Raw genomic sequence first — 23,543 nt, forward strand, 5'->3', positions numbered from 1 at the left:
TACTTCACGCTAACCCCGAAAACCTGTCTCGGCGTCAGCGGATGCGTACTTTACGGACCCGCCGCCGACTTGGCAAGCGTTGATTCCAACTTTTCCTCCCGATTTTCGATCGCCCACCGCTTAGCCCCGTCGTGCCGCCTTCTGTCGCCGGCAGGATGGGCGTTTTCCCCTGCCAGTCGCTTCTGGATATTCGCCCTCTATATAGGAAAGCGAAACGGACGGTAACGCCAAGGAAGCTCGCCGGCGGGCGCGCGAGCCTGCCTAGAACTCGTGTCGGAAGGGCCGATAGCGTTTGAGCACCTAGTGTCATGCATGAATTGAACCGGGGAGAGGCAGGTACGCAGCGACGCGCCTACTGAAACATCGCCACGAATGATCAACGTTCTACGCGTCGCCGTCGCGATGCTGATCCTTCACTTTCACGTAGTTCGCCGCCGAATAGGCGAAGAACTCACGCTCCGAATCCTTGAGCTCGCGCAGCGGCTTCGCCGGATTGCCACCGTAGACGTAGCCGCTCGCAAGCGTCCGGCCCGGCGGCACCAGTGCGCCGGCGGCAACGATCACCTCTGGTTCGACGGTGACGCCGTCGAGCAGGATCGCGCCCATGCCAATGAGCACGCGATCGGCAATGGTACAGCCATGGAGCATGGCCTTGTGCCCGACAGTGACCTCGTCACCGATGATCAGCGGAAAACCGCCGGGATTGAAGTCGCTTGCATGGGTGACGTGCAGCACCGACCCATCCTGGATGCTGGTACGGGCACCGATGCGGATACGGTGAACGTCGCCGCGAATCACCGCCATCGGCCACACGGAGCTGTCATCGCCGAGCGCAACATCCCCCAGCACGACACTGGTCTCGTCGACGAAGACCCGTTCGCCGAGGCTCGGGGTCACGCCCTGGTAAGTTCGAATCGTCATGGTCCCACCTCGCAGTCGGGGTTCAGATCAGGCTCGACAGTAGCACGATCGCCGTCAACGGAATCGATACGTAGCGCACCAGCGTTCGCCATATGACGAAACGACCGGGCGAGACGCCGAGCGCGGAAATGGCCGCCTCCTTCGGCATCCGCCAAACGGCGAAGATCGCGATCAGAAGCCCGCCGATCGGCAGAAAGATATCCGGCGGTACCGTCGTCACCAGCGCGAAGAAGTTCATGCCGACGAACCAGTGCACGTCCTTGAGCGACGAGAACGACAGCACCGAGAGCAGCCCCACCAGCCAGACCAGCGCACCGATCAGCGTGGCGGCTCGCCCGCGACGCCAACCGCGGCCGACCAGCATCGCCACCATCGGTTCGGCAAGGTTGATCGAGGAGGTCCAGGTCGCCACCAGCAGCAGCAGGAAGAACGCTCCCAGCCAGAGCTGTCCACCGGGTAGCCCGCTGAACGCGACCGGCAGCGTGACGAACATCAATCCCGGCCCTTCCGTGGGATCGAGACCGTGACTGAAGACCACCGAGAAAATCGCGATTCCCGAGAGCAGCGCCACGGCGATGTCCAGAAGCGCGACCGCGAAGACCGCCCTTGGCAGGCTCTGATCGTCCGGCATGTAGGCGCCATAGGCCATCAGCGCACAGGCTCCCACCGCCAGCGTGAAGAACGCATGCCCCATGGCGTTGAGCACCACGGTCAGATCGATCGCCGCCAGATCGGGAGTAAAGAGCCAGTGCATCGCCTCGCCGAACCCTGCGGTGGTCACGGCATAGCCGCCGAGCACCAGCAGGATCAGATAGAGCAGCGGCATCATCACATTGTTGAGCTTCTCGAGGCCGCTGTTGATCCCCGCCGCGACCACCGACATCGTCAGCAGCATGAACAGCGTATGGTTGAAGGTCATGCGCAGCGGATCGAGCAGGAAAGCCTCGAAGCCCGAACCGATCTGGGGTGCCGATCGGCCGACGAAGTCACCGTTGACGGCCCCCACCAGGTACTCGATCGACCACCCGGACACCACCGAATAGAAAGAGAGAATGAAGAAAGTGGTCATCGCGCCGAACAGCCCCAGCCAGCGCCAGAGGGGACTCACCCCCGCCTCGTCGGCGAGAAAGGCGAGCGCCTGCATCGGACTTCGCCGCCCCGCCCGGCCGATCATGATCTCCGCCATCATCATGGGCAGCCCCAGCAGGGCGACGAAGACGACGTAGAGCAGCAGAAACGCGGCGCCCCCGTTCTCCCCGGTCATGTAGGGGAAGCGCCAGATGTTGCCGAGCCCCACCGCGGCGCCGGTCACGGCCAGAATGAAAGCACGGCGAGACTGCCAGCGCTCGAGGGTCTCGTTCATCGGTGGCGTCTCTCGTATCGCAAGTGGATGAAGTCAGGGGCCATCGCCCGGAAGGTCGGCGCCCCGCGGCGCCGGCAGAGCCTAGCAGGGCGGGGTCGACCGGCCAATCCCGCGGCCGCGCATTGAAAGCGGGCGCGACCTCCCCCATCTAGAATGCACTTATTCGACTCGCCAAGAGGTGATCATGTCGCACAACCCGCTGCTCGAACATCATACGCTGCCGCCGTTCGAGACGATCCGTCCCGAGCACGTCGTGCCGGCGATCGAGACGATCATCACCGAGAACCGTCAGGCGATCGAGGCGCTGACCGCACAGCAGGAGGTCAGCTGGGCGACGCTGGCCGCGCCGCTCGAGGCGCTGGACGATCGACTATCGCAGGCCTTTTCCCCGGTCTCGCATCTCAATTCGGTCATGAACAGCGACGCGCTACGCGAGGCCTATCAGCAGTGCCTGGCGATGCTCTCCGAATACAGCACCTGGGTGGGACAGAACACCGCCCTGTTCGCGGCATTCGAGCGTCTCAAGGCGAGCGACGAGTACGCCACCCTGGACGAAGGCCAGCGCAAGTCGATCGACGACACGCTGCGCAACTTCCGCCTCGCCGGCGTCGATCTGCCCGATGACAAGAAGCGTCGCTATGGCGAAATCCAAGCGCGCCTCTCCGAGCTCGGCAATACCTTCTCCAATCAGCTGCTCGACGCCACCCAGGCATGGGACAAGTCGCTCGACGACGCATCGCGTCTCGACGGGTTGCCCGAGAGTGCCCTCGAGACACTCAAGGCGTACGCCGAGGCAAAGTCGCAGTCCGGCTATCGCATCACCCTCGATGTCCCGAGCTTTTTGCCGGTGATGACCTTCGCCGAGGATCGCGAGCTGCGCCGCGAGGTCTACACCGCCTTCGTCACCCGCGCCTCCGATCAGGGCCCCAACGCGGGTGACAACGACAACGCCCCGATCATCGAAGAGACGTTGACGCTGCGTCAGGAGCTCGCCGAGCTGCTCGGCTTCGCGACCTACGCCGACTTCTCGCTGGAAACCAAGATGGCGGACTCGCCGCAGCAGGTGCTCGGCTTCCTCGACGACCTCGCCGAGCGTGCTCGCCCCCAAGCCCGCGACGATGTCGAAGAGCTCAAGGCCTATGCCCGCGAAAGCCTGGGTCTGGAAACGCTCGAACCCTGGGACGTCGGCTACGTCAGTGAAAAACTGCGTCAGACGCGCTACGCCATCTCACAGGAGCAGCTTCGCCCCTATTTCCCGGCGCCGCGTGCGGTGGAAGGTCTGTTCCGGGTCGTCGGTCGGCTTTTCGGCGTCACCATGGCCGAGAACCCCGAGGCGCCGCGTTACCATCCTGACGTGCGCTATTTCGAGGTCCTGGACGGTGGTCGTCCCATCGCCGGGTTCTATCTCGATCTCTACGCGCGAGAAGGCAAGCGCGGCGGTGCCTGGATGGACGTCTGCCGGACCCGGCGTCTGCGTGAGGATGGCGAGCTGCAGCTGCCGGTGGCCTATCTCACCTGCAACTTCACCCCACCCGTGGGCGGCAAGCCGGCACTGCTCACCCACGAGGAAGTGCTGACGCTGTTCCACGAGTTCGGGCACGGCCTGCACCACATGCTCACCCGTCAGACGGTGGCCGATGTCTCCGGCATCAGCGGCGTGGCGTGGGACGCCGTGGAGCTGCCGAGCCAGTTCATGGAGAATTTCTGCTGGGAGCGCGAAGGGCTCGACCTGATCGCCGGCCACGTCGATACCGGCGAGAAGCTGCCCGACGAACTGTTGGAGAAACTGCAGGCCGCGCGCAACTTCCAGTCCGCCATGCAGATGATGCGCCAGCTCGAGTTCTCGCTGTTCGACCTGCGGCTGCACCACGAGCTGAGCGCCCCCAACGCTGCCGACGTACAGGCACTGCTCGACGAGGTTCGTTCGCAGGTCTCGGTGGTGCCGAGCGTCGCCTTCAACCGCTTCCAGAACGGCTTCGGTCACATTTTCGCCGGCGGCTACGCAGCGGGCTACTACAGCTACAAGTGGGCAGAGGTGCTCTCGGCGGATGCCTACAGCGCTTTCGAAGAGGCCGGCATCTTCGATGCCGAGACGGGCCAGCGCTTCCGCGAGGAGATCTTGGAACGCGGCGGCTCCCGCGAGGCAGCGGCGCTCTTCGAAGCGTTCCGCGGCCGTGAACCGAGCATCGAACCGCTGCTGCGACATACGGGCATCGTTTCGAAGGACGCCGCCTAACCCGCGACAGGCATCGGACGGGCGGCATGTCGCCGTTCGTCCGGCATCGAGGAGACCATGACTCAGACCCCCAAACGTTTCATCGCCGGCGCGATCTGTCCGCGCTGCGCTGCCATGGATCGCGTACGCTCCTGGGAGCAGAACGGCATCCGCTACCGTGACTGTGTCAGCTGTGACTTCTTCGAACAGCTGCCGGTCGATGAAGAGACGGGCCAGGAGCTCCCGACCCGCGTCAACCGCGAGCGCGAGGCCAACCGGCCCGCCAGCGAGGAAATTTCTCCCGTCCGCATTCTCGACCCCAAACCCAAGCGCTGAGATCGGTACGCGGCGCCGACACATGGCCCAGAAAAACGGCGGCGACCCCTCACGGGATTCACCGCCGTTTTTCTGAGCCTCTTCCTCTTTTAGGCTTCTCCCTTCTCAGACTTCCTCGGCCACGACTCGGCGCATCAACCGCTCGAGGTCGTCGTCGTACCAGTCAGGCACGCCCTCCAGTTGGGGATCCATCGCCTTGCCGGGGCGCGCAATGAAGGCGGTCTTCATGCCGGCGGCGTTGGCGCCCAGCAGATCCCAGCCGTGGGCGGCGATCATCACCATCTCCTCGGCCGTGACCGACCAGTGATCCGCCGCGTGCCGATACGGCGCCGGCGCCGGCTTGTAGCGCGAGACACTCTCGACGCTCAACACGGCATCGAAGTGTTCGATCAGCCCGGCACGCGTCAGCTGGCCCTGCGCGGCGTCGAGTGCACTGTTGGTGAGCGCGGTCAGCGTGTGACCTTTCCGTTTGAGCATGGCAAGGGTATCGGCGGCGCCGGCGTGGGCCGGCATCGTCAGCACGCGTTCGACCAGCTCCTCCTCGTCCGCCGAGGTCACTTCGACGCCCTGAGTGGCGCCAAGCTGGCGTAGTGCGCGCTTGGCGAGCGTCGCAAAAGGCTCGAAACGGTCGATCAGCGTGGTGGTCATCCACTCTTCCTGGAGCGTGAGAAACCACATCGGCCGGAACGCTTCGTCGCCGAACAGTCGCGAGAAAAGCGGGTTGAGCGCTGCGGTATCGAGCAGCGTTTCATTGACGTCAAATACCAGATGCATCGTCCTCGACTCCCTGTCGATCCATGGGTCATCGACACCCCTTGGCGTGTCGATCCTGAAGGCCTCCAGTGTAGTCGGCACGCTGTCTATTCGTTGGACGACTCGCGTCTGGCATCGCGGCGAACGCGCTTTTGTTCACTCACTGGCCTGATCCACGCGAGGCGCTCGCGCCGATCGATGAGACAGCGGTTCGTCTCAGGGGCGGGGTGCCGACCGGCGTTGGAGCTCAGCGCCAGAGAGTCAGCGATTGCACCAACACATCGCGCAGCACGCTGAACGAGGGCAGCCAGGCAAAGAGGTGAACCGACGTGAGTATCAGCATCAGCGTGCTGCCGGGGGCGTGCCAGTCGAAAGGCTTGAGCGCAGTGCCGAAGGAGCGCTTGAGACGCGCGCCGGTGAGATCGACGCTGTAGAGCTCATCGAGGGTGAGATGGATGAGAAAGCCGAGTGTCAGCGCCAGACCGTGGAGCCAGGCGAGAGACGCCGGCTGATCCAGCAGCGTAAAGCTCGCAGCCGTCGCCCCCAGTCCGCTCAACGCCGCGGCCAGCAGAGAGTGCCAGAGCCCGCGGTGAACGGTGAAACGCGCAAAGACCGCGCTCGCCACGTAGCGCACGCCCAGATAGGCGCCACCACAGGCGGCAAACAACATGGCAGGCGTCACGCGGTGCTGGAACACCATCACCGTCATCACCACGGCGATCAGCGCGAGTATCTGAAAGATCAGCCGCACGGCCCGGGAGTTGTCGGCGTCGATGTCGGGAAGAATGCCGCCGAAGGCGATGAGTCCGGCGATGGCACAGGCCTGCCAGAGCCCATACAGCGACGCCTGCCATCCCGCCTGGGAGACGAGAAGACCGCCGACGCTGGCGACTCCGAAGTGCGTGCGAAAATTGGCCATCGGCGCCAACGCCCCATAACTGGATAAATCAACAGATTATGCGGCCTGCGACTCATGGAAAACAATAGCTTAGCGGGAACATTCTGAGCGGCGACGGCCGTCGAATCATCGAGGGCGGCGCCAGAAACGAAACGGCCCCGTCAAAGACGGGGCCGCAGTACCTGCCATTTTGGCAATCCGGTGTCAGGCGCTCTCACCCGACTCGATCACACCGCAGGCGACGCGGCTGCCACCACCGCCGAGTTTGGGCTCGTCGGAGTAGTTGTCACCCCCTTCGTGCACGATGAAGGCATGCCCGGCGAGATCTTCTTCGCTCAGTCGCGGCGCCAGCACCGGCGTCGTGGCATTGCCCTCGTCGTCGACCATCAGGGCGGGCAGGTCACCCAGATGACCTTCGTCGCTGTAGGGGCCCTGGTGTGTCTCGGTGCTCTCGGGGTCGAAGTGACCGCCAGCTGCGCCCGCCGGCGTTGTCTCGCCATCGCTGTCGCTGGGTTCGCAGCTCGCGTTGGCGTGCATGTGGAAACCATGGATGCCGGCATCGAGCCCGGCCAGGTCCGGCGTCAGCAGCAGGCCATGTTCGGTGTCTTCGGCCATGACCGTACCCACGCTGTCGCCGACGCCGTCCTTCGAGACGCTGTGCATCTCGACGGTCGTTTCCGCCTGCGCCAGTCCGGATACCGCCAGCAGCAGTCCTGCGCCAAGTCCCATCAGTCCGTTGCGTTGCATATGCTCTCTCCGTGCGTGAGTGTCATGTTTCAACGTAGTCAAACAACGCCGCCGATGCGATGAGATATCGATGCGCTCCGCGCCAACCGGGTGCGATCAGCGAATGGCAATGGCAGCGGCGTCAGAGGCGACACACTCAGACATCGCCGGGTTGAACGTCCACGACTGCCATCGGTTCGCTGACCTAGCGGCACGACTACGCGACCGCATCACCCCGGCAGTCGCCGCCGGTCAGACAGTGGCGCGTCTCGACCTGTAGCGTGGCGTGCTCGATGCCGAAGCGTTCGTGAAGCACGGCATAGGCCGCCGTGGTGACGGCGTCGTGCCGACCTGCCGCCCCGATGACCAGATGCGCGCTCAACAGCGGCGCCTGCGGCGTCAGGCCCCAGACGTGCATGTCATGAAGGCTCTCGACCCCATCGACGGCGAGCAGGGCCAGGCGAATCTCGTCGGTGTCGACCCCCTCGGGCGTGCCTTCCAGCAGGGTATGGGCGGAGCGGCGCAGGATCGTCCAGGCCGCGCGCAGAATCAGCGCGGCGGCCAGCATCGACAGCAGCGGGTCGATCGGTGTCCATCCCGTCAGCAGTATCACCACGGAGGCGACGATGGCGGCGACCGAGCCCAGTAGATCGCCCAGTACATGAAGCAGCGCGCCGCGCAGGTTGAGATTCTCGTGATCGCCGCCGTGAAGAATCTTGAACACCACGAGATTGACCACGAGCCCGAGCACGGCCACCGCCATCATCGGGGCCGCCATGACCTCGACCGGCTCGGTGAAACGTTGAATGGCAGCGACCACGATCCAGCCAGCAATGGCGAACAGCATCAGGCCGTTGACGAAGGCCGCCAGCACCTGAAAGCGCTGATAGCCGAACGTCCGCCGGCCGTCCGGCGACTTCTCGCCCATCGTGAAAGCGGCCAGTGCCAGTGCCAGGGAAAAACTGTCGCTGAACATGTGCCCCGCATCGGCCAATAGCGCCAGCGACCCCGAGACGACGCCGCCGACCACCTCCGCCAGCATGAAGCCTGCCGTCAGCAGCATGGCGAACTTGACCCGTCGTGCGCTGTCGGCGGTTACCGTGGGGACGTGAGAATGCGAATGGTCGTGGTCGTGGTCGTGGTCGTGAGAAGCATGTGAGTGGCCATGCGCCGGGTGCGGCTCAGAAGCGTGGGGTGAGGACATGATGGGCGTCCGATGAAAGTGTCGTGCCATGGTAGACCACACTCTCGACGCTATTGTATTACGTCGACGGCGGCTAGCCGCGCTGGCGCCAGAGATCCCACGCGATGCCGCAGGCGATTCCTGCGCCGATGCCCAGCGCCCATTCGGCCGTTGCCGCCCAGACGCCAAGCCCCACGATGATACCGATCAGCGATCCCTGCATGATGTCGCGCTCCTTTTTCCATCCCGCATGATCTTGTCGCTCAATACCAGGCGCCTGCCCGAAGCCGAATCGTAGCACTCCTCACACGCCGTCGGCGTGAGTGACGCTGCAGGCCCGGGGCGACGCGAAGCGAACGAAAGGCGTCGGCGCGACAGTCACGCGCACGCGAATGAAGCCGCCACGAATCTACGAGGCGCCTGTGCCGATCGGGCGCTAACGCGAGTGAAGCAATACGGCGAGTGAAGCGGTACGGCGAGTGAAGCGGTAAGTCGAATATTGAAGGGAAGCGGCAGGGCGCTCGGGGAATAACGGGCTAACGAGACATGCAGGGAGGGAGAAACCAACGAGTGCCCACTCCCGCGATCCATTGCGGTTAACGCCTCTTGGCTAAGTGAGCACGATCAGAGTGAACTGGTAAGTCGGCCTGTCCAAGGTTTTTATCGTTATCATCGCATCACTTCTATTAATGGCGAGATGTAGGCCTTTTCAATCAGGGACTTGAATCTGAACGTCCGTTCAATGACGACGCATTTTTCCTGCTCGCTGATGCGCTGACTCAAGGTCATGGCCACTGACGAGTGCATCGATACGACTAGGCGGGAGGGCGTAACGGCCAGGCTTGCGAATGAATTGAGCCTGGCGGAAGAGAGTGGGAGTCGAACCCACCAGGGACCGCTGGCAGCCCCTCCAGGAGTTGAAGTCCTGGCGCCCCACCGGGGGACGATTCTCTTCCGCTATCGGCACCCGAACGCTTGCGTTAGGCACACGGGTGACCGGCGACTTCAGTCGAACAGCATATCGTCTCGGATCACCCTATGACCATCGCCGATGCGCCGGGTAAAACCAATTCGATCGAAAAATTCGAGAATCGCTACCGCCAGCTTGCGACCGCAGCCGACTCGATCCCGAAACGCCGCCGCCGTCGCCCCATCCGGTGAGAGGGCGTCGAGCTCGCGTATCCATGCGGCAAAGCGCACCACGGTCTCGGTCAAAAAGTAGTGATCGCGGCGCAGCTGATACAGTTCGCCCAGCAGTGCCACCTCGCGCAGTAGCCTGCGCGTCTCGACCTCGTCCCAACCGAACGCGGTGGCGATGTCACGCACCCGCGGCGGCTCGAAGGGCGATGCCTCGAGCAGCGGACGCACCGCCCGCCAGCGCTCGGCATCCCTCTCGCCGAGTGCCGCGCTATGGCCGGCAAGCGCAATGAAGGGTCCGCGCTGGACGATCTCCCCGCCGTCCTTCCACGTCTCGAGCAGCGGTCGAAATAGCGCCACGGGCAGCCCTGGCACGCTCATACGCCGCAGCCGATCGATCTCCACACCCCGCATGGCGGGTTCCTGCGAGTGGATCTCGGCGAGCCGCGCCTTGACGAGGGTTTCGAGCTCGGCGAGCCGCCCCGCCGTCAATGCCTGCCTCGCCGTGCCGCTGGCGATCACTCGCCACCCGGCGTCGAGCGCGGCGTCACGCACCGCGTCCAGTTCGAGATCGAAGTTGGTGGCCAGCGCCTCGAGGTCGAGCCCCTGCGGCGCCTCTGCCCTCGTCCAGAGGCGCTCGAGACGCGCCGACGCGGCCCCCTCGGCAGGCAGCCGGCGAAGCGTGGCGAGCCACGCCAGCCGCTCTGGCTTTCGCGCCCCACGACGCGGCGGCGCGACATCCAGCACCCGGGCCCCGCCCAGCGTGTGCTGGGCACCGTGATCGCGCAGCACGATCGAATCGCCGTGAGCCGCCTGCAGCGGCTCGTCGAGCACGAGCTGACCCAGTGCCGATGCGCCCGGCGTCAGGGTTTCCCCTTCCAGCAGCGACACTCGCCCGGTGACATGGGCGCTCGCGTGGTGCAGGTGAACGCGAGTCCAGTGCCTGAGCGATGAGGCTTCCGGCAGCAGCCGCAGATCGACGTCCAGTCGCTGGCGATCCGCGATCCGAGAGCCGCTGCCCACGACCCATTCGCCGCGCTCGAGACGCCCGCGCTCGATGTCGCTACCGCTCAAGTTGATCGCGCAGCGCTCGCCGCGCCGCGCCGTCGTCACCTCTCGATTCTGACAGCGCAGGCCGCGCACCCGGGCATCCAATCCCGAAGGGAGCAGGCGCACCCGCTCGCCGAGACTCACGCGGCCCGCTCGCACGGTGCCGGTGACCACGACCCCGGCACCGCGCTTGACGAAGACCCGATCGACGGCGAGACGAAAACCGCCCTCGGCAGCGGCAGGCGCCACCGCGGCGGCGGTCGACCAGAGGGTGCCTCCGAGCGCGGCGATGCCCTCGCCGGTGATACTCGACACGGCGAAGATTGGCGCGCCGACGAACGGCGTCGCGGCCAGCCAGTCATCGATCTCGCCACGCACTTGGTCGACCCGTGCCGGCTCGACCCGGTCCGTCTTGGTCAGCGCGACCCAGGCACGGGTGACGCCGAGCAGCTCGAGGATGCGCGCGTGCTCGACGGTCTGCGGCATGATGCCATCGTCGGCGGCGACCACCAGCAGCATCGCCTCGATACCCGCCGCACCGGAGAGCATGTTGGCAATGAAGCGCTCGTGCCCCGGGACATCGATGAAGCCCAGCGTCACGTCGGGGTGGTCCGGCGGCGGCTCGGGATAGGCGTAGCCCGCCTCGATGGTCAGCCCGCGCGCCTGCTCCTCCTTGAGCCGGTCGGTGGCCACTCCGGTGAGCGCCTGAATCAGTGCGGTCTTGCCATGGTCGACGTGCCCTGCGGTACCGACGATCATGCCGCCTCCCAGCAGCGCGGCAGCGCTTCGAGCTGGGCGGCGAACGCCGCCTCGTCGGCGTCGGCCGCCAAACAGCGCAGGTCGAGCCAGAGCGCTTCGTCGTGGAGACGCCCGATCACCGGGCGCGGAAGTCCGCGCAGGGCGCGCTCGAGCCGCTCCAGCGCCCGGCCGCTCGCAGCCCGCATCACCAGCGCATGGCTATCGAGCCGGTCCACCGGTAGCGAACCGCTGCCGAGCTGGCTACGGCACGCCTCGACGCGCACGCTGGCGATGCCTTCGAGGGCGGCGGTCACGGCGGGCGCGAGTCGCGTCGCCTGCGCGGCGATCTCGGTATCACGCCGGGTCAAAAGGCGCAGCGCCGGCAGGTCGCGCTCGGGGGCATCGCTGTCGCGATAGAGCCGGAGGGTCGCCTCCAGCGCGGCGAGGGTGAGCTTGTCGCAGCGCAGCGCACGCTTGAGCGGATGGCGCTTGAGCCGGTCGATCGCCTCGCGCTTGCCCACCACGATGCCCGCTTGCGGCCCGCCGAGCAGCTTGTCGCCGCTGAAGGTCACCAGGTCTGCGCCAGCGGCGATCGCCTCCGCCGGCTGCGATTCGTGAGGCAGGTCGAGGGCGCGAAAATCGGTCAGCGCGCCGCTGCCCAGATCGATCATGAAAGGAATGCCGTGCGCGTGGGCGATCTCGGCGAGCTCGCGCTCGGCAACGCTGCTGGTGAAACCGGTCACGGCGTAGTTGGAGGTATGCGCCTTGACGATGATGCCGCTCGCCTCGCTCAGCGCCTGCTGGAAATCCCGGGCGTGAGTGCGATTGGTGGCGCCGACCTCGACCAGACGACAGCCGGCGGCGGTCATCACGTCCGGCATGCGAAAGGCGCCGCCGATCTCGATCATCTCGCCGCGGGAGATGATCGCCTCGCGCCCGGCCCCCAGCGCGGTCAGCCCGAGCAGCACGGCGGCGGCGTTGTTGTTGACCACGGTCGCGGCCTCGGCCCCGGTCAGTTCGGCGAGAAGTTCCTCCACCAGTCGGTCGCGGTCGCCGCGCCGCCCCGCCTCCAGGTCGTACTCCAGGGCGATGGGGTGACGTGCGGCCTGCACCACGGCGTCGATGGCGGACTCCGCCAGCGGTGCGCGTCCGAGGTTGGTATGAATCACCGTACCGGTGAGGTTGAACACCGCCCGGGCGTTGGATTGAGTCAGTCGACCGAGCCGCTCGACAATCTCGTCGATCAGCGAGGCGTCATCGAGTGTCGTCGGGGCATCGGGTCTCGCCAAGCGATGCCGCCAGGCGGCGAGCGTCTCACGGATGGCGCGGGTGAGCGCTCGCTCGCCGTGGCGCGCCCGTGCCGTCTGCAGCGCAGGATGGGCCAGCAGTGACGCCACGGCGGGCAGATGACGACGTAGATCGGTCTTGGCGAAATTCGTCTTGGGAGAACCGGTCTCGGACATGGAGGACTCGACAGGTCGAAGGGTGGCCGGAGGCGACGCCGGGCATGCCTCGATTTAATCGCCGTCACGCCACTGAAACAAGAGACCCGAGGCCGGAAGACCTCGGGTCGATGGGGCACTGATGGGTTCACCGCTGCAGCGCACCGGCGTTCGGATACCGCCTCAGGCGTCGACAGCAGGCCTAGTCGACGGCGGGTTCGCCGAGCACCAGCAGCGGATTGAATGCCCGTCGGGCAAGGTCGCGATCGGCGATCATCATGTCTAGCGCCAGGCTCGCCAGATCGTCGGCGACCGGGTCGGCGCCGGCCTCCCATTCGCGCTGCATCACCTTGAGATAACTGTGGCAGTTGTCGCAGGTTTCGGCGTTCACCGGCAGTGCGCGTTCACCGCTCTCGTCCTCAAGGCCACAGTAGTCGAGCGTCTTGCTGTCGCCGCACTGCACGCAGCGGGCACGCTCGGCGTACCACTCGGTGGCGCAGAGCCCGCAGTGCAGATAGCGCACCTTGGAGCGCGCCATGCCGATCTGGATCACGCTCGCCACCGCCGGCGAACCGCAGCAAGGGCAGAGCATGCGCATCGACTCACTGGGGCGCCCCGGCGGGCGAGGCAGCATCCGCGCCTGTCGCGTCCAGGCTACCTGGAGCGCAGCCCCCACCAGCGGCGCCATCGCCATCGATTCGGCGTCGAGCGCGCGCCCTTCGAAGATCGCGACAACGAGCTCGCGACGCGCTGCCAACGACCGCGACTTCAGCGCCTCGAACCAGGCCCGCTGGGCCTCGCCGATCGTCTCGTCGAGCTCGCCAAGTAGCGCTTCGAGATCCTCGTTCCAGGGCATGTCTCGCCACAGGCCGTCGACGGCGAGCGGTGGCACGCCGTGCTTGATTGCCACCTCGGCGCTGTCGACCAGCGAGGGGCGCGTCTGCATCGCCACCCGGTGCTGGGCTTCGACCACGCTCGCCATGAAGCGCAGGTAGTCCGCCATCGCGGGTAGCCGCTCGGCGAGCTGATGCAGCCGTTGAGCGCGCTCGGCGAAACGCTTGCGCTCGGCCAGCACCACCATCGGCGGCGCGCCGGGCGAAGGCAGCGCCTCGCCGAAAGCGTGCTCGCCCGTCGCGTCGACGGTTGCACGCGGGGTGCTATGGGACTTGTCGTCAGTGTCGTTCACGGCGCTCCCCCTCTTCTTTTTCGCGGGCCCAGAGGCCGTGATGATGGCGTGCCCAGGCGCGGGTGACCCAGCCTCGCGTCATCGCCCGTACCGAGCCCTTCACCCAGAGTGCGGCGTAGATATGCACGACGATGGTGACGATGGCAACGAAGGCGGAGATGGCGTGCAGCAGGCTGGCGAAGCGAATCAGCGGGATCGGGAAGTAGCCCGCGAACCAGGGGCGCCACATGATCACACCGCTGATCAGCAGCACCGCGATGGAGACCACCAGCGCCCAGTACACCAGCTTCTGGCCTGGGTTGTACTTGCCGATCGGCGGCAACTTCTCGTCGCGATTGTTGAGCACGTCACCGATCTGACGCATCCACTGGACGTCGTTCTCGCCGAGCAGGTTGTTGCGCACGTGGCGCACCGCCATGGCGTAGAAAAGCAGTACCAGCACCACCCCGATGAAGGGGTGGAGAATGCGCGCCCAGACCGGACCGCCGAGGGTATGCGTTAGAAAGAAGAACGCCGGATGAAAGAACGCCAGCCCGGAGAGAGCGAGGAGCAGAAACGCCATCGCCATGGTCCAGTGGTTGGCACGATCCAGCGGCGAGTAGCGTAGCAGGCGATCGCGCGACGTTTTCATCGGTCACCCCCTGGCGGGCGCTGCGCATCGCTGGCCGGCCGCGACGTGCGGGTTGCGTCATAGCCGAGCGAGTGCGGATCGGTGCCCGACGCGGCACCGCTGCCGGCGCTGTCCCCGCGGGACGCCGGCGGCGTACCGTCGTCGCCGTCGTGCGGTTCGTTCTCCGGCTCCTCCTTCGGGCCCTTGGTGACGTAGTGGATCACCCCGGCGAAGGCGGTGATGCCGATGATCGCCGACATGATCGGCTTGGTGACGCCTTTCCACGCGCCCACCAGCGGCGAGATCCGCGGATCCTTCGGCAGACCGGCATAGCGGTTGGGGTCGTCGGCGTGGTGCAGCACGTACATTACGTGGGTGCCGCCGACGCCCGCCGGGTCGTAGATCCCCGCATCGCGAAAGCCGCGCGCCTTGAGATCGCCGACGCGTTTCTCGGCCCGAGCCAGCATGTCCTTCTTGGTGCCGAATTCGATGCAGTTGGTCGGGCAGGTCTTGACGCAGGCGGGCTCCATGCCGGCGTTGACCCGATCCGAACAGAGCGTGCACTTGTAGGACTTGTTGTCCTTCTCCGAGATGCGCGGAATGTCGAACGGGCAGCCAGTGATGCAGTAGCCGCAGCCGATGCAGTGGTTGGAGTCGAAATCGACGATGCCGTTGGCGTACTGCACGATCGCCCCCGGCGCCGGACACGCCTCGAGGCAGCCAGGCTCGGCGCAGTGCATGCAGCCATCCTTGCGGATCAGCCACTCCAAGTTGCCGTCGTTCGACTCGTACTCGCTGAAACGCATGACGGTCCACGACTCCGCGGTAAGATCCCGCGGGTTGTCGTAGGTGCCGTGACAATCACCCACGTCGTCGCGCAGATCGTTCCATTCCATGCACGCGACCTGACACGCCTTGCAGCCGATGCACTTGGAGACATCGATCAGCTTGGCCACCTCTTCGACGTCGTTGCGCACCTGCGGCGGCGGTGTCGTGGTGGCGGAACGGGCGATGATGTTTTGAGAGTTGTCCATGAGCCCTCCTTAAGCCTTCTCGACGCGAACGGTGAACGACTTGTACTCCGGCGTCTGGGTGTTGGCGTCACCGACGAAGGGGGTCAAGGCGTTGACCAGATACCCCTTCTTCGCGACCCCGGTGAAGCCCCAGTGCAGCGGAATACCCACATGGTGAACCTGCTTGTCGCCGATCATCATCGGGCGCATCCGCTTGGTGACGACCGCCACGGCCTTGATGAAGCCCCGGTTGGAGCTCACCTTGACCCAGTCCCCCGCGACCACGCCGATGTCGGCGGCGAGCCCCTCGCCGATCTCGACGAACTGCTGTGGCTGCACGATGGCGTTGAGCTCGGCGTGCTTGGTCCAGTAGTGGAAATGTTCGGTCAGACGGTAGGTCGTTGCCGCATGCGGAAAGTCCTCCGGCTTGCCGAGCGCTGCGCGGTCACCGTCGAAGATGCGCGCCGCCGGGTTGTTGCGCGCACGCTCCTTGCCCGGGTGGAGCAAGTTCTGCGGCACCGGCGATTCGAACGGCTCGTAGTGCTCGGGGAACGGCCCATCGACCATGCTCTGGGCGGCGAACAGATGCCCTACCCCCTCGGGCTGCATGATGAACGGCATCTGCCCCTCGGAGGGCGCCGACTGCTGCGGGAAGTCCGGCACGTCGGCGCCGATCCAGCGGCTCTGCTCGCTACTCCACCAGACGAACGCCTTGTTCGGCCCCCAGGGTCGCCCCTGGACATCGGCGCTGGCCCGGTTGTAGAGCACGCGACGGTTCATCGGCCACGCCCAGGCCCAGCCCAGCGTGTTCCCGGTACCGTAGGGGTCCGAGTTGTCGCGACGCGCCATCATGTTGCCGTCTTCGGTCCAGCAACCGGTGAAGATCCAGCAGCCCGCGGCCGTCTTGCCGTCGGCGGTCAGCTCGGCGAAGCCCGAAAGCTGCTCGTCGGCGCGGCGAGTGACGTTGCCCTCGTCGTCGGTGAGATCCTCGAGCGCCCGGCCGTTGAACTCGCGGGCGAGCTCCTCCGCCTTCGGCTCGCCGGGGATCTTGTAGTCCCAGGTCAGGTTGACGATGGGGTCGGGGAAGACGCCACCCTCTTCCAGATAGAGCTGCTTCACCTTCAGAAACAGCTCGCCCATGATCTGGGTGTCCGGTCGCGCCTCGCCCGGGGGCGGTTGCGCCGCCCAGTGCCACTGCAGCCAGCGGGCGCTGTTGACGATGGAGCCGTCGTCCTCGGCGAAGCAGCAGGTCGGCAGGCGGAACACTTCGGTGTCGATCTGGCTCGGGTCGACGTCGTTGTATTCGCCGTAGTTCTTCCAGAACTCGCTGGTCTCGGTGTTGAGCGGATCCATCACCACCAGATACTTCAGCGATGACAGCGCGCGGGTCACCTTGGCGCGATCCGGGAACGACGCCAGCGGATTGAACCCCTGGCAGAAGTAGCCGTTGAGCTCGCCCTTGGACATCCGTTCGAAGGTATCGAGCACGTCGTAGAGCGGCCGCTCGAGTTTGGGCAGCCACTCGTAACACCAGTCGTTGCCCTCGGTCGCGGCATCGCCGTACCAGGACTTCATCAGACTGACGTGAAACTTCTCGTAGTGCTGCCAGTAGGAGACCTGCCCTTCGACCGTGGGCTGTTTCGCCCGCTTGTCGATATAGGCGTCGTAGTCCTGCTCCTTGGCGCTGGCGAGCGACATGTAGCCCGGCAGCAGCTGGGAGAGCAGGCCGAGGTCGGTCAAACCCTGGATGTTGGAGTGCCCGCGCAGTGCGTTGACGCCACCGCCCGGCAGCCCCATGTTACCCAGCAGCAGCTGGACCATTGCCGCGGCGCGAATGATCTGCGAGCCGATCGAATGCTGCGTCCAGCCGAGCGCGTACAGGATCGTCATGGTGCGATCCGGCACCGCGGTGGCAGCGATCTTTCTCCAGATGCGATCGATGGTGTCCACCGGAATCCCTGTGATGCTGGAGACCATGGCGGGGGTATAGCGCGCGTAGTGTTCGCGCACCAGCTGATAGACGCAGCGCGGATTCTGGAGCGATTCGTCACGACGCGCGAAGCCGTCGTCGCCCATTTCATACATCCAGGACTGCTTGTCGTAGCTGCGCGTCGACTCGTCGTAGCCGGAGAAGATACCGTCTTCGAAGCCGAAGTCCGCCCGCACGACCAGTGCCGCATCGGTGTAGTTCAGCACGTACTCGCGCTGGATCTGGTCGGTCTCGATCAGATAGCTGATCAGCCCGCCGAGAAAGGCGATGTCGGTGCCGGTCCGGATGAACGCCTTGTCCTGCGCCACGGCGCCGGTACGGGTAAAGCGTGGATCGATGGTGATCAACTCGGCGTTATTGTGCTCGATCGCCTCCGTCACCCAGCGGAAACCCACGGGATGCGCTTCGGCGGAGTTGCCGCCCATCGAGAGAATCAAATTGGCATTGCGGATGTCGACCCAGTGATTGGTCATCGCACCGCGACCGAATGTTGGGGCAAGACCTGCCACCGTCGGTCCGTGTCAGACGCGCGCCTGGTTGTCGAACGCTACCATGCCGAGGTTACGCACCACCTTGTGGGTGATGTAGCCGGCCTCGTTGGAGGAGCCGGAAGCCGCGAGAAAGCCGGTCGTGGTCCAGTGATTGACCGTCTGCCCCTGGGCGTTGCGCTGGACGAAGTTGGCGTCGCGATCGTCCTTGATATGGCGGGCGATGCGGTTCAGCGCGTCGTCCCAGGTGACACGCTGCCACTCGTCGCTGCCGGCGGCGCGAACCTGCGGATATTCGAGACGCCCCTTGCTGTGGACGAAGTCCAGCAGACCCGCGCCCTTCGGGCAGAGCGAGCCGCGGGAGACCGGATGGTCCGGGTCGCCCTCGATGTGGAACACGTTCTGTTCGACGTTCTTCGCGCCGTCGCCCTTGCTGTAGATCAGGATGCCGCAGCCGACCGAGCAGTAGGTGCAGGTATTCCGGGTCTCTTTGGCGTGCGTCAGCTTGAACTGTCGAATCGATGCCTCGGCGGGTTCGGGCGCAAAGCCCATCATCGCCAGACTCGATGACGCCAGTCCCGCCCCGCCCAGTTTGAAAAACTGGCGCCGCGTGACATTGATAGCCATGGTCGCTCCTCATTGGTCTTCTTCTGATTGGCGCCTCTATCCACCCCGGGCACCTTGGTGTCCCTTATAGCAAACCGTTACGTTCACTGTCTTAAACGTGAGACAGCTAATGCCGCTTATTAGACTAAAGTCGCGTAATACGCATTCGCCGTTTGGCTAGCCATGTCTCCGCTCTCTGGCGCCTTGTCATCGCGCCCATCTGCCGAAACGCGACGGCGCCCGCCTCGTTGGAGGCGGACGCCGCGGGGTCTGCTCCTGTGGATCCTTATCGGCGGTTACGCGCTAGCCTTGACGCTGCGCGGTTGCCGAATTCGCCGACGAGGACTTGGCCTTGGCGAGACCGAAGAGCGTCAGCGTGATGGCCGCGCCGACGATGTCGCTGATGAGTCCCGGGAAGATCAGCGTCAGCGCCCCCACTGCCGCCAGTAGCCGCCAGAACGGATTGAGCGGTCGGCGCAGATACCCCTCCACCGCGATCGCCAGCAGCAGCACACCGACCACGCCGGTGACGATCACCCAGAGCGTATTGCCGAGAGAGGCATCGATCATCAGCATGCTGTGGGCGAAGACGAACATGTAGGGCACGACGAAACCGGCCACCGCCAGCTTCATCGCCTGGAAGCCGGTCGCATTGGGCGAGCCGCCGCTGATACCCGCGCCGGCGTAGGCCGCCAGCGCCACCGGCGGCGTCAGGTTGGCGAAGAGACCGAAGTAGAAGACGAACATGTGCGCCACGAAGATCGCCGTCTCGTTGCTGCCGGCGAGCTCGCGGAACAGCGGCAGATTGAGCAGGATCGGCGCCGCCATCGTACTGGTGATGATGTAGGTGGGGATGCTCGGTAGCCCCATGCCGAGCACGATCGACGCCACCATGGTGAGCACTAGCGTCACCACCAGCTGAAGCATCGGGATGGGGATCTGCTGACCGAGCGTCACCACCGCATCCGCCGCCTCCAGCGCGACGCCGGTGAGCGTGGCGATACCCACGATGATGCCCACCGCACCGCAGGCGACGGCAACCGGAATCGCATTGCGCACGCCATCGACCATGGCATCACGGCAATCGTTGACGTCCATCTTCTCTGCGACCATGCCAAGCTTCGCACGTAGCGCGTTGATCGCCACCGGCAGCACGATGATCGCAAACAGTGTCCAGCGCCACGCGGGGAAATTGGGCAGTGGGTTACCGACCAACAGGGCGCGCAGCTGAGGCTCCAGAATCAGCAGCACCAGGACCAGACTCAAGCCCAGCGTGACGCGGCGCGTCCCGCAGATCAGCACGGTGGCGGCGATCGACCAGAAGGCCGCGAAAAACGGCGCTCGCCCGTCGAACAGCAGCCACAGCAGTACCGCCATCGGCACCAGCAAATGCCCGCGCTTGAGCATCACCTCCTTGAGCGGCGTGAGCTGCGAACGAGGAATGCCTTCGAGGCCGTTGCGCATCGCGCGCAGATGCACCTGAAACAGCACCCCGAGATAGAACAGCAGCGCCGGGATGATCCCCGCCAGGATCACCTGGGTATAGGGCACCGCCAGCACTTCGGCCATGATGAATGCCGCTGCGCCCATGATCGGAGGCAGGATCTGTCCGCCGACGCTCGCCGCGGCCTCCACCGCCCCGGCGAAGTTGGGCTTGTAGCCGGTACGCTTCATCAGCGGGATGGTGAAGGCGCCGGTCGTCACCACGTTGGCGATCGCCGAGCCGTTGATCGAGCCGAGAAAGCCGCTGGCGATGACCGCGACCTTGGCCGGCCCGCCGCGGGTGTGTCCGGCGATCGCCAACGCCAGATCGTTGAAGAGCTGTCCGAGCCCGGACTTGCCCAGAAAGGCGCCGAAGAGAATGAACAGAATGATGTAGCTCGCCGACACGCCAATCGCCGTGCCGAGCAGGCCTTCGGTAATGAAGACCAGATGCGAGACGATCTGCCGGCAGGTGGCGAGCACGATCGCCTCGTTGATCTGCGGGTAGAACGAAAGCTTGGCGTAGAAGCCGTAGAGCAGAAAGAGCGAGGCCAGGATCGTCAGCCCCCATCCGGTGACGCGGCGAGTGGCATCGAGCACCAGCGCGATGGCGACGAACCCCACGATCATGTCGGTCTGGTTGATGCGCCCCGCCGAGGCGATGACACGATCGGAGACCACGAGCATGTAGAGCCCGATGCCAAAGGCGATGAGTGCCACCAGCGCATCACCCCAGGGGACTCGGTCCCGCGCCCCTTTTCGCGTCAGCGGATAGAGAATGAACGCCAGCCCCAGCAGGGTGTAGAGGTGGATGCTGCGCTGGGCCACGTCGACCAGCGGCCCGGAGAACGACGTGTAGAGATGAAAGAGCGCCAGCGCCACGCTCGCCAGCATCACGAATTTGACCACCGCATCCGGAAGGCGGTCCCGGACCAGGCTCTCGCGATCGAACTTCTCCAGCGCCTGCTTGACCGCTGGATCCTCGGCGCCGTCGGCGGTGGGCGTCACTTTCTGTTCGGTCATGTGAAGGTCATCTCACGGTAGGGTTGCGCTCGCATTCGGGGTTGGCGCGAGGCGGATCGTTGTCATGCCAGGGGTTCGACGATACGAGAGATCATTCTCGAACGGGTCGGGCGGTCGCAAACCAGGTTCGCACGAGCGCCGGCGTTACCCGCCAGAGCGGGGCGCGAACGGCGACGAACTCGAGGATCGGCGGCGGTTCATCACGGGAAAGCGTCAAAACGTGGCCATCGTGAATCAGGCGATAGTGCTCGGCGGCGGCCGCCTGTACCAAGAGCGGATCGACGATCCGGTCGATGCCCGTCATTACCACCCAGCCATCCTCGAGATGCGTCTCGGTACCGGCGCTTGAGGGTACGCCGGCGCCGAAGGTCTTGAACCGGGTGCCGGTAATCTCGATGGCGCCGTCGTCGGTGATCGAGAACCACTCCTCCCAGTCCTCTTTCTCCACCGAATGCATCCAACGCAGCGTGAACTGAGTGCCGCTGCCGCCGGGCAGCGCCAGACGCCATGCGCCACTCTCTTTTACTACCAGCCAAGGCAGCGGATAGACGACGGCAGTCGCAATGACGAGGAGCGTCACCGCGACTGCCGACCTTTGCAACCCGCGCCGGCTCACGGCGACGCGTCACATCTCATGACGACTTCACGTCCCATGCCGACGCTCGCTGACCGTGGCGATCAGGACTGGGGATCTTCGTCCTGGGCGTTCTCGTCACCGCTATCGCCCTCGACGTCGATGTCGTCTTCCGGTGTCTCGGCACTGGTCCCTTTCTCCGGCTCCGCCGTTGCCCCGTCGGCCGGCGTCGTTGCCGCCTCGGCATTGGCTTCGCTGGAGGGCTCGGCGCCGGTTCCATCGGTGCCGCCGCGATTGGCGTCTTCGACGGCATTCACGTCAGCCGCCCCCGGGCCGTCGCCGCCGTCACCGCCACCGCCGTTGGCGCCCGCACCGCCGTCGCCACCGGCGCCGCCGTTACCACCGGCTGCGCCTGCAGTCCCGTCCGTACCGTCAGCGCCATCGGTACCGTCCATACCGTCAGCGCCGTCTTGACCGGCTGCAGCCCCATCCAGCGTGGCGTAGAAGGACTCGGCCCCCGGATTCAGCGGCACGACGAGATCCGTTCCCATGGTGTTGGGGTCGAACTGGCGCAGTGCGCCGACAGAGACGCTGTCGGACTCCAGGTAGTCGTGGAAGCGCCGGGTGAGATCCTCGGCAACGTCTTCACGCATGTCGCCGCTGACGATCATGATGTTGCGGATCGCGACCGTATCGACGGCTTCGTCGAGGTCGTAACGCTCGGCAGCATCCGCCGGAATTTCGTAGGTCTCGTAATAGGGATACTTCTCGAGCAGCGTGGACGCCACGTCGCCTTCTACCGGCACGAAGGTCACGTCGGTGCTCTGCATCAGACCGGTGATGCTCGAGTTGGGCACGCCGGACGTGAAAAAGGCCGCGTCGAGATTGCCGTTGCTCATCTCGGTGACGCTGTCGGCGTAGCCGGTATGGCTCACCTGCGCGAGGTCGTCGTAGCTTAGGCCGGCGGATTCGAGCACCTTGGCGGCGCTCTGCTCGACCCCCGAGCCCACCTTGCCCACGCCGACTCGCTTGCCGGCGAGATCCTCGATGCCGTCGATGTCGCTGTCGGCGGTCGCCACCACCTGCACCACGTTGGGGTAGAGCCCCGCGAGTGCCTGAATGTTGGCCGGGTTGCCGTCGAACTGGTTCTGCCCTTCCACCGCATCGTAGGCGACGTCACTCATCACGATGGCGATCTGGTTGAGGCCATCGGTGATGTTGTTGATGTTCTGGACCGAAGCACCGGTGGCCACGACCTGGACGCCGCCGACCACGTCGCTCTTCTCGAACACGCTCTTGAGCGCGCCACCGATCGGGTAATAGCTGCCGCCCGTGCCGCCGGTGCCAAAGATCAGGTTGACCTGCTCCGCGGGACCCTCGCCGCCGCTCGCCACCTGCTCGTCGTCCTCGCTGGTAGCGGCCGGGGCGTCTTCGGTGTCGGTATCGGCGCTGTCGTCCGACGCCATATCTTCTTCGGACGTCGCGTCATCATTACCCGAGTCGCTACCGGCAGAGCCCCCCATGGAGTTGCCGCCGGCGGCGGTATCACCGCTGCTCTGGTCGGTGCTCTGCGTCTGCGACTCTTGCTGCGCCTGGTCGTCGTTGTCGTCTCCGCAGCCCGCCAGCAGCGCGCCGGAAAGCCCGAGTGCCGCAACCGTCATCGTCGTGCGTAGTTTCATGATCACCTCGTCGTCATACGACTCATGTTGTTGGTGGGCTCGGCGGCAAGCGCCGGCACGAATGGATCGATCGAATGGGACAAGAGTAGGGAACGGCTACTCCCGATACCACGACCAACCCGACAACCCC

General features: G+C 65.3%; 18 protein-coding genes and 1 tRNA gene. 2 read left to right on the forward strand and 17 right to left on the reverse strand.

Translation table 11 applies throughout. The features are described 5' to 3' along the window. Positions 1–384 precede the first annotated feature (384 nt). Both DOM33_RS15485 and DOM33_RS15490 read right to left on the reverse strand, forming a co-directional pair. Positions 385–921, reverse strand: coding sequence for a gamma carbonic anhydrase family protein (locus DOM33_RS15485; RefSeq protein WP_110670642.1), 537 nt, complete (start codon positions 919–921; stop codon positions 385–387). A gap of 22 nt (positions 922–943) precedes the next feature. Beyond that, entirely contained in the window at positions 944–2,284 is a 1,341-nt protein-coding gene (locus DOM33_RS15490; RefSeq protein WP_110670644.1) for a sodium-dependent transporter, read from the reverse strand. Positions 2,285–2,468: 184 nt separating this feature from the next. Here DOM33_RS15490 and prlC point away from each other — a divergent pair, with 184 nt between their 5' ends. Both prlC and DOM33_RS15500 read left to right on the forward strand, forming a co-directional pair. Continuing rightward, entirely contained in the window at positions 2,469–4,520 is a 2,052-nt protein-coding gene (prlC, locus tag DOM33_RS15495) for an oligopeptidase A (protein ID WP_110670645.1), read from the forward strand. A 57-nt stretch (positions 4,521–4,577) separates the two neighbouring features. Continuing rightward, positions 4,578–4,835, forward strand: a complete 258-nt coding sequence (locus DOM33_RS15500) for a YheV family putative zinc ribbon protein (protein WP_110670648.1) — start codon at positions 4,578–4,580, stop codon at positions 4,833–4,835. Positions 4,836–4,940: 105 nt separating this feature from the next. On the opposite strand, the gene DOM33_RS15505 is transcribed toward DOM33_RS15500, so the two are convergent. The 15 genes from DOM33_RS15505 to DOM33_RS16395 form a co-directional block, all read right to left on the reverse strand. Next, positions 4,941–5,609, reverse strand: a complete 669-nt coding sequence (locus DOM33_RS15505) for a haloacid dehalogenase type II (protein WP_110670650.1) — start codon at positions 5,607–5,609, stop codon at positions 4,941–4,943. A gap of 226 nt (positions 5,610–5,835) precedes the next feature. After that, positions 5,836–6,507 (reverse strand): metal-dependent hydrolase, encoded by a 672-nt coding sequence (locus tag DOM33_RS15510; protein WP_110670652.1) that lies wholly within the window; start codon positions 6,505–6,507, stop codon positions 5,836–5,838. Between the two features lie 183 nt (positions 6,508–6,690). Beyond that, on the reverse strand, positions 6,691–7,233 hold the full coding sequence (gene sodC, locus DOM33_RS15515; RefSeq protein WP_110670654.1) for a superoxide dismutase family protein: 543 nt from the start codon (positions 7,231–7,233) through the stop codon (positions 6,691–6,693). 196 nt (positions 7,234–7,429) lie between these two features. Then, positions 7,430–8,416 carry a cation diffusion facilitator family transporter gene (locus DOM33_RS15520; RefSeq protein WP_110670772.1) on the reverse strand — a complete coding sequence of 329 codons (987 nt, stop codon included), beginning with the start codon at positions 8,414–8,416 and terminating at the stop codon, positions 7,430–7,432. Positions 8,417–8,489: 73 nt separating this feature from the next. Beyond that, positions 8,490–8,618, reverse strand: coding sequence for a hypothetical protein (locus tag DOM33_RS16425; RefSeq protein ID WP_275425803.1), 129 nt, complete (start codon positions 8,616–8,618; stop codon positions 8,490–8,492). A 637-nt stretch (positions 8,619–9,255) separates the two neighbouring features. Continuing rightward, positions 9,256–9,351: transfer RNA gene (locus DOM33_RS15525), tRNA-Sec, on the reverse strand. A 49-nt stretch (positions 9,352–9,400) separates the two neighbouring features. After that, complete coding sequence (selB, locus tag DOM33_RS15530) at positions 9,401–11,341, reverse strand: selenocysteine-specific translation elongation factor (protein WP_110670656.1); 1,941 nt, start codon at positions 11,339–11,341, stop codon at positions 9,401–9,403. Continuing rightward, the gene (selA, locus tag DOM33_RS15535; RefSeq protein WP_110670657.1) at positions 11,338–12,783 is read right to left on the reverse strand and encodes an L-seryl-tRNA(Sec) selenium transferase; all 1,446 of its coding nucleotides are present in this window, start codon (positions 12,781–12,783) and stop codon (positions 11,338–11,340) included. Before selA ends, selB begins: the two co-directional genes overlap by 4 nt. Before the next feature lie 181 nt (positions 12,784–12,964). Next, positions 12,965–13,948 (reverse strand): formate dehydrogenase accessory protein FdhE, encoded by a 984-nt coding sequence (fdhE, locus tag DOM33_RS15540; RefSeq protein ID WP_239495397.1) that lies wholly within the window; start codon positions 13,946–13,948, stop codon positions 12,965–12,967. Then, positions 13,935–14,579 carry a formate dehydrogenase subunit gamma gene (locus DOM33_RS15545; protein ID WP_110670659.1) on the reverse strand — a complete coding sequence of 215 codons (645 nt, stop codon included), beginning with the start codon at positions 14,577–14,579 and terminating at the stop codon, positions 13,935–13,937. The genes fdhE and DOM33_RS15545 overlap by 14 nt, the downstream gene beginning before the upstream one ends. After that, entirely contained in the window at positions 14,576–15,592 is a 1,017-nt protein-coding gene (fdxH, locus tag DOM33_RS15550) for a formate dehydrogenase subunit beta (protein WP_110670661.1), read from the reverse strand. The genes DOM33_RS15545 and fdxH overlap by 4 nt, the downstream gene beginning before the upstream one ends. Before the next feature lie 9 nt (positions 15,593–15,601). Next, entirely contained in the window at positions 15,602–18,676 is a 3,075-nt protein-coding gene (gene fdnG / locus DOM33_RS15555) for a formate dehydrogenase-N subunit alpha (protein WP_476707502.1), read from the reverse strand. A 282-nt stretch (positions 18,677–18,958) separates the two neighbouring features. Further along, complete coding sequence (locus tag DOM33_RS15565; RefSeq protein WP_110670664.1) at positions 18,959–21,160, reverse strand: TRAP transporter permease; 2,202 nt, start codon at positions 21,158–21,160, stop codon at positions 18,959–18,961. A gap of 91 nt (positions 21,161–21,251) precedes the next feature. Continuing rightward, the gene (locus tag DOM33_RS15570; protein WP_239495398.1) at positions 21,252–21,740 is read right to left on the reverse strand and encodes a DUF1850 domain-containing protein; all 489 of its coding nucleotides are present in this window, start codon (positions 21,738–21,740) and stop codon (positions 21,252–21,254) included. Between the two features lie 98 nt (positions 21,741–21,838). After that, the gene (locus DOM33_RS16395) at positions 21,839–23,413 is read right to left on the reverse strand and encodes a TAXI family TRAP transporter solute-binding subunit (RefSeq protein WP_239495399.1); all 1,575 of its coding nucleotides are present in this window, start codon (positions 23,411–23,413) and stop codon (positions 21,839–21,841) included. Between the last annotated feature and the right edge of the window lie 130 nt (positions 23,414–23,543).

It is taken from the genome of Salinicola halophilus (assembly GCF_003206155.1).
GTDB classification, from domain to species: Bacteria; Pseudomonadota; Gammaproteobacteria; order Pseudomonadales; family Halomonadaceae; genus Salinicola; species Salinicola halophilus.

Bases quoted from the DNA above. Each gene is read 5' to 3' on its own strand.
- selA (WP_110670657.1), bottom strand. From the start codon at position 12,783: ATGTCCGAGACCGGTTCTCCCAAGACGAATTTCGCCAAGACCGATCTA.
- DOM33_RS15485 (WP_110670642.1), bottom strand. From the start codon at position 921: ATGACGATTCGAACTTACCAGGGCGTGACCCCGAGCCTCGGCGAACGG.
- DOM33_RS15545 (WP_110670659.1), bottom strand. From the start codon at position 14,579: ATGAAAACGTCGCGCGATCGCCTGCTACGCTACTCGCCGCTGGATCGT.
- DOM33_RS15505 (WP_110670650.1), bottom strand. From the start codon at position 5,609: ATGCATCTGGTATTTGACGTCAATGAAACGCTGCTCGATACCGCAGCG.
- DOM33_RS15490 (WP_110670644.1), bottom strand. From the start codon at position 2,284: ATGAACGAGACCCTCGAGCGCTGGCAGTCTCGCCGTGCTTTCATTCTG.
- DOM33_RS16395 (WP_239495399.1), bottom strand. From the start codon at position 23,413: ATGAAACTACGCACGACGATGACGGTTGCGGCACTCGGGCTTTCCGGC.
- selB (WP_110670656.1), bottom strand. From the start codon at position 11,341: ATGATCGTCGGTACCGCAGGGCACGTCGACCATGGCAAGACCGCACTG.
- DOM33_RS16425 (WP_275425803.1), bottom strand. From the start codon at position 8,618: ATGCAGGGATCGCTGATCGGTATCATCGTGGGGCTTGGCGTCTGGGCG.
- DOM33_RS15565 (WP_110670664.1), bottom strand. From the start codon at position 21,160: ATGACCGAACAGAAAGTGACGCCCACCGCCGACGGCGCCGAGGATCCA.
- DOM33_RS15510 (WP_110670652.1), bottom strand. From the start codon at position 6,507: ATGGCCAATTTTCGCACGCACTTCGGAGTCGCCAGCGTCGGCGGTCTT.
- DOM33_RS15500 (WP_110670648.1), top strand. From the start codon at position 4,578: ATGACTCAGACCCCCAAACGTTTCATCGCCGGCGCGATCTGTCCGCGC.
- prlC (WP_110670645.1), top strand. From the start codon at position 2,469: ATGTCGCACAACCCGCTGCTCGAACATCATACGCTGCCGCCGTTCGAG.
- fdxH (WP_110670661.1), bottom strand. From the start codon at position 15,592: ATGGACAACTCTCAAAACATCATCGCCCGTTCCGCCACCACGACACCG.
- DOM33_RS15520 (WP_110670772.1), bottom strand. From the start codon at position 8,416: ATGTCCTCACCCCACGCTTCTGAGCCGCACCCGGCGCATGGCCACTCA.
- sodC (WP_110670654.1), bottom strand. From the start codon at position 7,233: ATGCAACGCAACGGACTGATGGGACTTGGCGCAGGACTGCTGCTGGCG.